At 64.0% G+C, this 11,926-nt stretch carries 7 protein-coding genes; 4 read left to right on the forward strand and 3 right to left on the reverse strand.

Features of this window, described 5'->3' with window-relative positions; all coding sequences use genetic code 11:
• Nucleotides 1-52 precede the first annotated feature (52 nt).
• The 3 genes from AC5P65_RS16725 (at nt 53) to AC5P65_RS16735 (ending at nt 10,043) form a co-directional block, all read left to right on the forward strand.
• Entirely contained in the window at nt 53-4,642 is a 4,590-nt protein-coding gene (locus tag AC5P65_RS16725; RefSeq protein WP_495215763.1) for a tape measure protein, read from the forward strand.
• 6 nt (nt 4,643-4,648) lie between these two features.
• Complete coding sequence (locus AC5P65_RS16730; protein WP_495215764.1) at nt 4,649-9,004, forward strand: hypothetical protein; 4,356 nt, start codon at nt 4,649-4,651, stop codon at nt 9,002-9,004.
• A 394-nt stretch (nt 9,005-9,398) separates the two neighbouring features.
• Complete coding sequence (locus AC5P65_RS16735) at nt 9,399-10,043, forward strand: hypothetical protein (RefSeq protein ID WP_188250166.1); 645 nt, start codon at nt 9,399-9,401, stop codon at nt 10,041-10,043.
• A gap of 51 nt (nt 10,044-10,094) precedes the next feature.
• Here the strand turns inward: AC5P65_RS16735 and AC5P65_RS16740 are convergent, their stop codons facing one another.
• Nucleotides 10,095-10,760 carry an SOS response-associated peptidase gene (locus AC5P65_RS16740; RefSeq protein ID WP_483017371.1) on the reverse strand — a complete coding sequence of 222 codons (666 nt, stop codon included), beginning with the start codon at nt 10,758-10,760 and terminating at the stop codon, nt 10,095-10,097.
• A gap of 6 nt (nt 10,761-10,766) precedes the next feature.
• Nucleotides 10,767-11,135: a hypothetical protein gene (locus AC5P65_RS16745; RefSeq protein WP_495215765.1), complete on the reverse strand. Its 369-nt coding sequence runs from the start codon at nt 11,133-11,135 to the stop codon at nt 10,767-10,769.
• Between the two features lie 68 nt (nt 11,136-11,203).
• Between AC5P65_RS16745 and AC5P65_RS16750 the strand changes: the two genes are divergently transcribed.
• Nucleotides 11,204-11,653 (forward strand): BLUF domain-containing protein, encoded by a 450-nt coding sequence (locus AC5P65_RS16750; protein ID WP_495215766.1) that lies wholly within the window; start codon nt 11,204-11,206, stop codon nt 11,651-11,653.
• On the opposite strand, the gene AC5P65_RS16755 is transcribed toward AC5P65_RS16750, so the two are convergent.
• Nucleotides 11,635-11,925 carry a hypothetical protein gene (locus tag AC5P65_RS16755; protein WP_346483638.1) on the reverse strand — a complete coding sequence of 97 codons (291 nt, stop codon included), beginning with the start codon at nt 11,923-11,925 and terminating at the stop codon, nt 11,635-11,637. The two genes, AC5P65_RS16750 and AC5P65_RS16755, sit on opposite strands and share 19 nt — an antisense overlap.
• Nucleotide 11,926 lies beyond the last annotated feature (1 nt).

Here is an 11,926-nt window from a genome sequence, read left to right on the forward strand (position 1 = left end):
CTTTCCATCAGCCCCAAGCCCGCCATGCGCGGGCTTTTTTTTTGGAAGCGCGATGAGCCTCTACACCCTTACCGTCGACCTGCTGCTGAAGTCGGGATCGTTCGAGCGCGACAGCGGGAAGGCCGCGCGCGTCGTGCAGCGCGACATGGCTACGATCCAATCGTCTATGTCAGACGCCGCACGCCGCGGCGCCGATGAGGTCGCGGCCGGATTTCGTCGGGTAGCGACTGAGGCGGTGGGTCTTACATCAGCCTTGGTGGCCGTAAAAGCCGCAATTGGCAAGGCCGACGAATGGACGAACCTCAACAACAGGCTGCGACTGGTCACGCAGGGCCAGGCGCAGTTCGCTGCCGCGCAGGCTGACGTGATCCGGATTGCCGGCGCAGCGCGACAGCCTCTGGGTGCGACTGCGGAGCTGTACCAGCGAATCGCGATGAACCAGGAGGCCCTCGGTCTGTCTGGGAGAGACTTGGCACGCGTTGTCGAGACCATCAGCAAAACGATGGTGATCAGCGGCACGTCCGCGGCGGGTGCCGATGCCGCCCTCGTGCAGCTGGGTCAGGCGTTTGCCTCTGGCACCCTTCGAGGTGAAGAGCTGAACTCGGTACTCGAGCAGGCGCCAGCCCTGGCCCAGGCCATCGCCAAGGGCCTGAACGTACCGATCGGGAAACTGCGTGAACTGGGCGCCGCGGGCAAGTTGTCGTCACAGCAGGTGATCAACGCGTTGCAGAGCCAGGCTGGCGCTGTGGACGAGGCGTTCGGCAAGATGGATTCCACCGTTGGGCAGGCAATGACGCTGTTCAACAACAACCTGCAGGTCATGATTGGCCGTGCCGACCAGGCAACCGGCGCATCCAAGGCGCTTGCAGCCGGCATCGGTGCCCTCGGCAGCAATCTGGAGATGGTAGCTGTCGCCGGAGCCGCAGTCGCATCTGGACCGCTGCTGAAAGCCCTACTGGCGCGGGTCGCTGCGGCCAACGCTGGTATGGCGGCAGATCGGGCCGCAGCGGTGCAGAACTTGGCCGCTGCGCAGCAGCTCGAGCTGCGGACCCGTGCCGCAATGCTCGATGCGGAGGCGGAGGTGCGCCGCACGGCTGCGATCGGCGGTAGCGTGTCCGTGAGCAGCAAAGCCGCTGCAGCGACCCTTGAGCATCGACAGGCCACGCTGCTGCTGGCTCAGGCGCAAACGCAGGCTGCAGCGGCCAACGCCGGCTGGCTTGCGCGTGCTGGATCAGCGACGCTTGCCATGCTGGGAGGTCCGGCGGGCATTGTGACGATGTTGGCCACTGCCGCCGCGGGCTGGTTGATCTTCCGCGACAACACGAAGATTGCGTCGGCTGCGCTGATCGATTTTGGTGGTGCGGCTGACACTGCCATCGAGAAGTTCAAGACCCTCAACGCCCAGATGCAGGCCGGCGAGATCCTTCGACTGCAAAAGGAGATCGACGAGAACTACCGGACCATCACCAGCTCGATTACGGAGATGGTCGCTGCGGCGACGAACTTTGCCACCGCGAGCCAGGCTTCAGAGTTCATCCAGGAGACGCAGCGGCTGGATGCCGCCTTTAAGGCCGGCAAGATTGGCGCCGACGAGTTTTCCAATGGTCTGGAGGCGGCATGGCGAGCAATGATCGCTGGCTCGCCAGCTGCCGCCACCGTGGCCAAGAGCCTCACGGAAGAAACCGCTGCCGCGGCGACTGCTGGCAGGGAGGTCGATCGTAAGCGTGCGATCCTCGACGCCTTCACGGGCAGCAGTAGCCAGGCGAAGAGCGCAACCGACGCCCTGTCGGGCTCGTTCAACGTTCTGGGAGACTCGGCAGGCGCGGCTGGCAAGCGCATCGCGTCGGCAATGCAGTCGCTGCCGGGTCAGCTCGCCCGCGTGGGCAAAAGTGCTGCCGAAGTTGCAAAGCTGGACGTGAACGACTGGTTCAAGGAGGCCCAAGCCAGCGGCGTCGACTTCTCCAAGCGCGATGACCCCAAGGTCAAGCAGTACATCGAGCAGGGCGCACAGTACATCCGGCTCCAGACGGAGCTGGCCGCTGCGCAGAAGAACTTCACGGAGTCGCGTAAGGCGTCGGCAGCCGCTGAGCGCGCAGGCGCCAAGGATCGCAAGGCAGACGCGGAAGCGATCAAGCGCTACAACGAGCAGGCTGCAATGGCGGCGGCAACGATGGCCGGGCCACTAGCCGAGGCCACCGAGCGACAGAAGCAGCTCGAGGACAAGCTGAAGGAGGCGCTGAAGGAAGGGCGCATCGAGCGGGCCGCGTACAACACGCTGATCCTGGAGTCGCAGAAGGCGTTGGAGCAGTCTAGCGCGGAGATTAAGAAGGCACTGGCCAGCCCCGAGGCGCTCCTTGCAACGATGGATGCCGAGGTCGCCATGCTGGGCAAGGTCGGCCGTGCGCGTGAGCTGTCGCGGCGCGAGATGATGAACGAGCGGGACATGCGGCAGGAGCTGCAAAAGGCGGTGGAGGCCGCTGGCGGCAAGGAGGCGCTGGCGCTGTCCAAGGGGGCGGCGAGCTACGAGCAGTACGAGCAGTCCATGCTCGGCGCCGCCCGGGCATCGGCCGATCTGTCGCTGCGTGCGGAGGAGGCTGCTGCCAACGTTGAGGCGTGGGCCGGCGTGGTCATCAACGGCGTGGGCGATGCCGCCGACGCCATGGCCGACTTCGTTGCCGGCGGCATGCGGGACTTCGACAACCTGTGGGACGACCTGAAGGACGCCGCCAAGCGCGGCCTGCGCGATCTCGCCCGCGAGTTCCTGCAGCAGAAGCTGGTGATCCCGATCCAGACGCAGATCCTCAACGGGATGAACGGGCAGGGCGGTGGCTTGAACCTGCAGAGTCTGATGGGGTTGTTCGGCGGCAATGGGTCTGCGGCCGGCGGCCAGAACGTGAGCACGGTGGCCGGGCTGCTTTCCAAGGGCCAGGGCCTGTTCGGGTTCGGCCGTTCCGCCGGGGCCGCAGCGGGAACCCTGACAGGCTTCGGCGACGTGACCAGCATGGCCGGGATGACCGGTTCCAGCTTCTCCGGGTTGATCGGTGGTGGCAGTGCAGGAGCCGGCGCAGGTGCGGCGGGTGCAGGCGCTGCTGGCTCGGCAGCGGCGGCGGTCCCCATCATCGGCTGGATTGTCGCCGGCATGATGAAGAACGCCCAGTTGTTCGACCAGGGCTGGAACATCGCCAATGGTGAGAGCTGGGCCGGCAAAATCGCCACCGCCGGGGCTGTCGGCTTGGCCGACAAGGGGTTCCGCGCCTTGGGCTTCAACGACAAAGTCGCGTCGATCCTGTCCGGCTCCAGCATCCACGCGAAGCTGTTCGGTCGGCAGGCTCCCAAGGTCACCGGGCAGGGCATCACGGGTAGCTATGGCTTCGGCGGATTCGATGGTCAGAGCTATGCCGATATCAAGGCCAAGGGCGGTCTGTTCCGCAGCGACAAGAAGTGGACGCAGTTCGGCGCGCTCGACCCCGGCATCGATCGCACGTTCGATATGGCCGCGCGCCAGGTCCGGGGTGCTGCAACCGATCTGGCCAAGCAGTTGGGTATGGATCTGACCCAGAAGCTCGGCAGCGTTAAGGTGGACCTGGGGAAGCTCCAGTTGTCGGCCGACTCCACTGAGGCCAAGGCGCAGCTGGAGGCATACCTCAGCGACATGACCAATCGGTTGTACACCGAGGCGGTCAAGGCGGCGGGGTTCGGTGGCCAACTCGACGGCTACTTCGAGGCGTCGGATGTGTTCACCGCGCTGAGTGCGTCGATCGCGCTGGCCGTTGGCAACGCCGATGAGTTGGGCCGGGCGCTTAACGGCCTGGAGGTCGACAAGGTCAACAAGGCGGTCGACTACTTCCAGGATCTGGCCGCCGTTGCCGGCACGGACCTGGCCAGCCAGGTGCAGAAGGTGACCGGGCTGCTCGGCAACTACGCCAGCCTCATGGCCGACGTGAGCACTCAGCTGATGACGGCCAACCTGACGCAGTACCAGTCGCAGGCACTGTCGATCGAGCGCACGTATCGCCAGCAGGTGAAGTCGGCGAACGACTACGCCAAGGCGCTCGGCTTGTCTGGCGCTCGGGCGGAGGACCTGGCCAAGATCGAGGCGCTGCGTGCCACCAACATGGGCAAGCTGCAGGCGCAGATCGACAAGGACAAGAAGGCCATGCAGTACGGCCTGTCGATCAGTGACCTGTCGCCGCTGACGGACCAGGAGAAGCTGGGCGAAGCGATGAAGGAGCTGGAGCGGGCGGTGTCCGGTGGCGACACCAGCGCCGCGCAGGCGGCCGCTCAGGCCGCACTGGGCTTCGGATGGAACCTGTACGCCAGCGGGCAGGACTACAACAGCCTGTATGGCCGGGTCACCGGCCTCATCGATGGCATGAAGGTCGGAGATCTCAATCAGCCTGACGGAACCAGCATGGGTGCGCTGGCCGACGCCATCGAGGCGCTGCCGGACAACTTCAGCCGGGCCGTGTTCGACCTGGTCGTGAACAACGACGCTCAGACGCAAACCACCGCCGCCATTCAGCAGAGCAACGCTCTGCTCGCCGAACAGAACCAGCTGCTACGCCAGCTCGTGTCTACCACTACCCAGGGCGTACGCAACGCCAGCAGTTCAGCGCTGCGCGAAGCACTCAACGCGAGGTAATCAGCAATGCAAGCAAGGAAACTCACGCTGGTAGAAATCGGCGTGGGCGGGCTGCCGTCCGCGTCTCCGGTGGCGCCGCGCTTTTCCACATGGTTCCCGGTGCCCTTCAAGGCGCCGGACGTGCCGCCGGCGAACGGGGTCAATCCCACGCCGGTAGCCGACGGCGTCGTGCTCGAATGGGACGCCGTCGATCTGGAGGGTGTGATCTACGTCATCTCGCGCAGCGAGAGCCAGGACGGCCCTTGGACGGAGATCCACCGCACCACCGAGACGCGGTACGTCTACAGCGACGGCAGCGGCAAGACGTGGTGGTTCCAGATCACGCCGACCGTACGCGGCAAGACAGGCACCGGAACCGTGGTGGGTGTTGTTCCGCCCACCACTTCGAAGGTCCTGGCCGAACAGCAGGCCAAGCTGGCGGCGGAGATCAGTGCCCGCATCCAAGCGATCGCAGACGAGGCGGCTGCTCGCGCCGCCGGCCTGGCGCAGGCCGCACAGGACTTGGTCGCCGAGGCGCTGCTGCGGCAGCAGGGCGTGACTGAAGCCATGCAGGCGATCAGTGCCGAAGCCCAGGCGCGGATTGATGCGCTCCTGAACGAGAAGATGGCGCGCGAGGCGGCGATCAGCCGCGAGGAGCAGCTGCGGCAGAGCGCCGATGAGTCGTTGGCGCGGGCGGTGTCGGAGGTCGCGGCCGGCAGCGGGACGCAGTTCGACAGCATCAAGCTCTGGCCGTTCAATCAGACCATTGAAGGGTGGACGGGCAACGGTGCGCCGACGCTCGTGGATGGCTGGCTGCGGCCCGCCAACCATGCAACCGCGCCGTGGGTGCAGTCACCGGTGGCCTTGGCCGTAGACGGCAGCGCATACCGCTTCGTGAAGCTGCGCGTGAAGCGCGTGGGCTCGCCGACGTGGAACGGATTCCTCCAGTGGATCACCACCACGGACCAGGCATGGAACACGCAGAAGCGTGTGGCCATCCCGGAACCGGCGTGGGACGTGAACGGCGTGGCGACCGTCGACGTGCAGGACATTGCGTGGTGGCCGGCCACGGTGGATGCGATTCGCCTGCAGCTGGGGGCGGCGCAGACCGTCGCCAACTACTACCTGATCGACTACATCGCCGTCGGTCGTCCGCAGCCCGGCGCGTCGGTGGCGTTGGTACAGGAAGAAACCCAGGCGCGTATCACCGCAGATGCCGCTGAAGCTCTCCAGCGCAACACGCTGGCCGTTCAGATGCGTGGCAACTACATCGGAACGGATCCGCTGCAGCTGACTGCAGGGCTGGCCTACGAGGAGCTGAAGGCCCGTGTGGCTGCGGACTCGGCGCAGGTGCAGCGCATCAGCACGATGGAGGCCCGCATGCCGGCCGGTGCCGGTTCGCTGGCAACTGCAGCATCGGTTACGGCGCTGCAGGAGGCGACCGCCACCACCACGAGTGCGCTGGCTCAGTCGATCACGACGATCAACGCCGCTTTGCCGGCGATGATTACGCAGGGCAGCAACATGGTCCTGAATGGCTCGTGGCAGTCCGGCAAGGACGTGGGTTGGACCTACGACCCGGGCGCAACCGGCACCAGCTGGCCGGCCACGGAGGGCCGTGCCGGTGGCATGTGTGTGCGCTTCGATCCAGGGGCCATCCGGCAGAAGGTTGCGTATGCAAATGGTCGCACCGCGATGCCGACGAGCCCCGGCAAGAAGTATCGCTATAGCTGCTGGTATCGCAGTACCCCGGACTTCAATGGCACGCCGGGCAATAGCAAGATGCGACTGGCGAACCAGAGCGGGGAGCTGCTCGGGGGGGCAACGTTCTTCGTCGCGGACAAAGCTGCCTGGACCTACCTCAGTGCCGTGTACGCAATCCCGGACAACACGTCGATCACCGGACTGCAGTTGGGCATCTATGCCGACAACACTGTCGGTACGTTGTGGGTTGACGATGTTGTGCTGGAGGAAGTGACCGAGCTGCTGGCGAATGCCCAGGCGATTTCGGACCTCAGCACGAAGGTGACGCAGCAGGGCGACACGATCACCTCCCAGGCAGGGCAGCTGACTTCGCTTCGCAGCGACTTGACCAACGTTTCCGGCAAGGCAGACGCCAACGCATCGGCGTTGCAGAACCTGACCACCCGAGTGACTACCGCCGAGGGCAAGATCGATTCCACCTCGACCAGCATCACCAAGCTGCAGAGTGACCTGTCTACGTCGATCCTCAGCGGCGCTAACCTGATTCAGGACGGAAGCTTTGAGACGCGTAAGGCGGGTGACGCCTATGGCATAGGGCGCATCACGGACACGTTCGCGCGTTCCGGGACCAAGGCTCTAAGCCTGACCGCCACGGGGGCGATCCGCGACGTGTCCCTGATCGAGTTCCGTACGAACGGCAGCCGCGTGTTCTACGCGGAAGTCTGGGTCCGCAACGATCCCGCGAACCCGCTGACCACCGGATCAGGTGACGGCACCGTCGGACTGCAGGCTACCGTGCGCCGCAACAATGGCACGGTGGCCTATCCGAACGTCCAGGTGATTCCTGCAAAGAACGTGGGGTCGGAATGGACCAGACTATCTGGGTACGTGCCCGTGGGGGACGACGTTTGGAGCTTCATCGTCCGTGCCACAATCCGCGGCGGGGTGACCAGCGGCGACGTGATCTACGACGACGCGTTCGTCATCGATGTAACCGACGCGTACACCGCCCAGCAGGGGGTCAACGCCACTGCAGATGCCGTGACCGGCCTGGCCACCCGTGTTACGGGCGCAGAGAACAAGGCTGCGGCGCAGGCCGAGCAGCTGACCGTCCTGTCCAGCACGCTCAATGCATCCTTCAACCGAGGCGAGAACCTCAACGTCAACGCGATGTTCGACGGTGACATGGCGCCGTTCGTCAAGGGGAACAGCAATCAGCAGAACGGTGATGTGACCTGGGTCTCTGGTGGCGGACAGCAGGGCAGCGCAATTCAGATGGTGCACAAGGCAGGTGCAGCCGGTTCGCCGTTCGTTTACGCCAACGGCGGTCGCTGGGTTCCACTGAAGACGGGGCGCACCGGTCGCAAGCTGCGTACTGTGATTGTTGCCAAGGTGGTGGCCGGTGGTGCAACGCTGACCGCGCGATGCCGGGCTCGGGATACCACAGGCGAGGGCAACAACGACCAGACCACACCGAACCTCACGAGTGCCTGGCAGCGGTTTGTGCTGGAGCACCCAGTGGGCGACGCTCGCACTGAGGTAATGAGCCAGGTCTGGATCACCAACCGCGGAACTGGCGACGCAACGGTCCTTGTCGATCGCATTGAGTTCTACGACGTGACCGACGAGCTACTGATCAGCGCCAATGCTTCGGCGACGGCCGGGCTGACCACGGCGGTTAACCAGCAGGGCAGCAAGCTGGACGCAACTGCGCAGGACCTGGTGAGCCTGAAAACGCAGGTAGGCAACGTCAACGCTACCGCGTTCAATCAGATGCAGACCACGGTGCAGCAGCACGAGGGCAAGATTAACGCTAACGCTTCGGCTATCCAGAGCGTACAGGCGGGTCTCAGCGGGAAGGCTGATGCCACGGTTGTGCAGGACATGCAGGCGACCGTGCGCAATTTGGGTGGTCAGAGTAACCTGATTCCTAACAGCACCTTCCCGGGGTGGAGTCCTTCCGGCTGGGCATGGCTGTCCAACGGCTACCACTGGCATGATCTTGGTAATCCGACCGGTGGCAGCGATTGGAATCCACCGGGTGTCTTCGGGCTGGGATCCGTCAGTGGCGAGACAATTCCCAATAACGCAGGCGATTACTTCTCCACCAACACTGACATAGCAGTGGAGGCAGGTAAAACTTACTGCGTATCTGCATACGTGGCATGCCACCGTTCCAAGGTGTACCTGTACGTCGAGTTCCTCAGCCAGACGGGGGGAATCTTGTCTCAAATTGGCTGCCCGGAAGTAGTAAGCCACCAACCGAGCCCGGTTACCTTGGATAGCCTGCGTCGAGTGTTCGGTATCGGCAAGGCCCCTCCCGGGGCTGTCAAAGCTCGCGTAGTCGGCCTCGTGCGAGGCACTGGGGAAGCAAACCCGTACTGGTGGATTTTCCGACCGATGCTTTCTCAGGTTGAAGAGGGTGCCACGCAGCCGCCCCCGTGGTCTTCCGGTGGTATGGAATCGAGTACCGAGTGGTCGGTGGACATGCGGGCGGACGGGTATATCGCGGGCGTTAAGTTGGGTATCCGCAATCAGACTAGCGAGTTCAATATCCTCGCCGACACGTTCCGCGTGTCCTCGCCCTCGGGCGGCCAGCGGACGGAGTTCAGCGACGGTCATTGGCGCACCTTCTACCCGAACGGGCAGCTCGCCACACGTGTGGGTTATTGGCCGTAGCAGGCCGGCGGGAGGCGCCTATGCCCTCCCGCCAATCAACAGAGGAGCAGACGCATGCCCGCAGGCATCCAGACCTTCAACCCTGACGGGTCGTTGGAGATTGATTACACGACCCGCTTGGGGTTGTTCATTGGCACGGTTCAGACCGACGCTGTGCACGGTAATTCGACTTGGGTGGGACCGCTGCCCCCTGGGGATTTCCTCTTCTATGTGGTGCCTCCGCCGGCACAGCCTGGTCGCACGCCAACCGTCTGGTACTCGGATGGCCGGGTCTACTGGGGAACGGATGTGGATGCCAACGGGCAACCAGTCTTCTCCCTGGTCCCGGCAACTGTGCTGTACGGAGTGCACTGATATGCCAGCAGGCTTTGAGGCGTACACCCCATCTGGAACAGTGCAGGTCCGCAGCGACCTGCTCAACTTCCACCTGCGCCACAAGTTCGATATCAACGAGGCGGGCGCCGTTGCCTACCAGGTGTCGGGGATCGTAGTAACCCGGTACGTCACGCGTGACTTTCAGGCCAAGAGCCCGGTGGTTGCCGTCACGGGTCCGAACAACAACTTCGGGCTCAGCGTGATTCTGACCAATCTCGGCGGCAACAACTGGCGCGTGTCAGCCTACACAGGTTCATCGTTTGTGTTCGGCACGGTGTGGGTATACGACTCGGTTGTGACTGGAACACCGGGCAAGACCGGCATCGAGGTCTACCGAGAGCACACCGGCGAGCTGGCTTTCGCTTCTTGGGCAAAGCCCCTTCGGATCGTAGGCGTGACAACTGCCCCGTTCGGGGCGGCGGAGGGCGCCTACATGCAGGTCCCGGCTGGTCGGCGCTACGCTGTGATCTCGTCTCGTTCGTGCCAGCGGATCGAGCGTGGTGTGGGGTTCCGGTTGACCGGGCCGCAGGGGGATGGAACGGGCGCAGCGGGGTCGGGACGCTTCTACTATGCCGGCGCGACTGCCCTGATACCGCAGTCAGACAACGCCACGCAGTTCAGTGCATCCGGCCACTTCGTGCTGATCGACGTGACCGGGCATTGACTTCGTAAAGGCAGCGTCTAGCCGCAGGTTCCGTCGTGCTTCGGTTGAACGCTATGCCACGGGTTGTAGTAGATCCTCGCGGTTGTTCCGCGGCGTGTTCACCGCCCGGGTCACCCGATAGGCTTCCATCGCCGGCGGCTCGCTGGCCAGCAGCATCGCCATCGCATCGTCCGGACTAGCGGCCATCCACTCATCGATCTGGCCGGCATGCAACCACACCGGCATGCGGTCGTGAATGTCGGCCGAGACGCCGCTGCTGTCGCCGGTGATGATGGTGAAGGTGCCCAGATTGCCCTCGGGCAGCAGGGGACTGGTGTCCTCCCACAGGCCAGCGGCCAGCAGTGGCCCGGTGGCGTGGATGAACCAAGGGTCCTTCTTCTCGTCGATCGGGCTCACCGACCACTCGTAGTAGCCGGCCATCGGAATCACGCAGCGGCGCTTCTTGAAGGCCGACCGGAACGCCGGCTTGGTGGCCACCGTCTCGATTCGGGCGTTGATGGTCGAGCCCTGCAGGCCCTTGGCCTTAGCCCAAAACGGTAGCAGCCCCCACGCCAAGCGGGTGACCTGCCGGCCTTCGCCCCGGTCCAGGATTACCGAGGCCCGCTGTGTCGGCGCGAGGTTGTAGCTGGGCTGGATTTCGGCCAGGCCGGGGGCAAGGTCAGCCAGCCCCGGCTGGCCGAAGTCGACAACGGGCAGCTGGACGAATCGGCCGCACATGGCAAGTCAGGCCGGCATCGCTTGGGGTAGCGTATGCCCCAGCACGTGGCCGCATTCAACCAGGCGGGCGTTGCTGACGGCCTGACGCTCGCCGCATCCGGCGCACGCGAGTAGCGTGCCGCCTGGCATGGTCTCCAGCTGCGGCGCCTTGGAATGGGTGATGTGCTTGCAGTGGTTGCAACGGACGCTGATTGCGCTGACTCGGTGGAGGTTGCCATCGCGGTCGCGTACTGCATCAAGATCGAGAACGTAGAAGAGGCCTGTATCGGGCATTGCGGTGTACCAAGAATTTTTGGGGATGCTGCCCTGATCGCTGCCTCCGTCTTGTGATGAAGGTCCGCATTCAGCATCACGCTTTCCTGAATTGTTGTGCAAGTTGTCGCCACCTCACGTAAACGTTCTCACGCGTCTGTTAGGGTCGTGCCTCATCAAGGAGGTGCGCAATGCCCATCAGGGCGGTTGTATACGTGAGCAGTGCTGGTGAGGAGATCGCTGGCGACAAGCTGGGCCTGTCCAACGGAAAGTTGGATCAGATTGTGGACGACGCGGCCCGGTTCAACCGTAATGCTGGGGTTACGGGGGTGCTCCTCTTCGATGGCCAACGCTTCCTCCAGTACCTGGAGGGGCCAGAGGATGGGCTATCAGTGGCCTATTCGAGAGTGCTGGGCGCCAGCAGCCACAACGAGATCGTAGAGCTGCAGAGGGGCAGGGTGGGGCAACGCCGCTTGCCGTTCTGGCCAATGAAGTGGCTTCCAGTCGAACTAGCCGAACTGAAACGGTTGGCTCAAGCGGACTGGACCAGATTCAATCAGCGCGGCGACGCCGAGGATGCAAACCCAGCGGCCATGGATCTTTTGGCCGGCCTGGTCGAGCCCTACGCTGTAGCCGCTTGATCCCCTTGCCGATGCTCCCCGATCTGCTCGGTGAGCACGGTGAGCGACTGCTGGAAAGCGGCGGCGAACAGATCGCCGTCGCTTTGCATGTGCTTAGAGGCGATGCTGGGCAAAAGACTTAGCCAAGTATCGGAGAGCCGTTCGGGTGCTGGATGAGTCAGCGTGAGTACTCGAAGCGCGTATTCCGCTGCCTTGAGATAGCCGCGGTGCATCTGAAGTTCGGACTCGCACGCATGCAGGCGATCGAGGATTTCCGTGATTTCGGTCGTCATG

This window comes from Stenotrophomonas sp. YJH_SMC_48-3 (genome assembly GCF_059369375.1).

What these genes read in the sequence shown, in the direction of transcription:
- AC5P65_RS16725 (WP_495215763.1), top strand. Translation starts at nt 53, where the DNA reads ATGAGCCTCTACACCCTTACCGTCGACCTGCTGCTGAAGTCGGGATCG.
- AC5P65_RS16730 (WP_495215764.1), top strand. Translation starts at nt 4,649, where the DNA reads ATGCAAGCAAGGAAACTCACGCTGGTAGAAATCGGCGTGGGCGGGCTG.
- AC5P65_RS16740 (WP_483017371.1), bottom strand. Translation starts at nt 10,760, where the DNA reads ATGTGCGGCCGATTCGTCCAGCTGCCCGTTGTCGACTTCGGCCAGCCG.
- AC5P65_RS16750 (WP_495215766.1), top strand. Translation starts at nt 11,204, where the DNA reads ATGCCCATCAGGGCGGTTGTATACGTGAGCAGTGCTGGTGAGGAGATC.
- AC5P65_RS16755 (WP_346483638.1), bottom strand. Translation starts at nt 11,925, where the DNA reads ATGACGACCGAAATCACGGAAATCCTCGATCGCCTGCATGCGTGCGAG.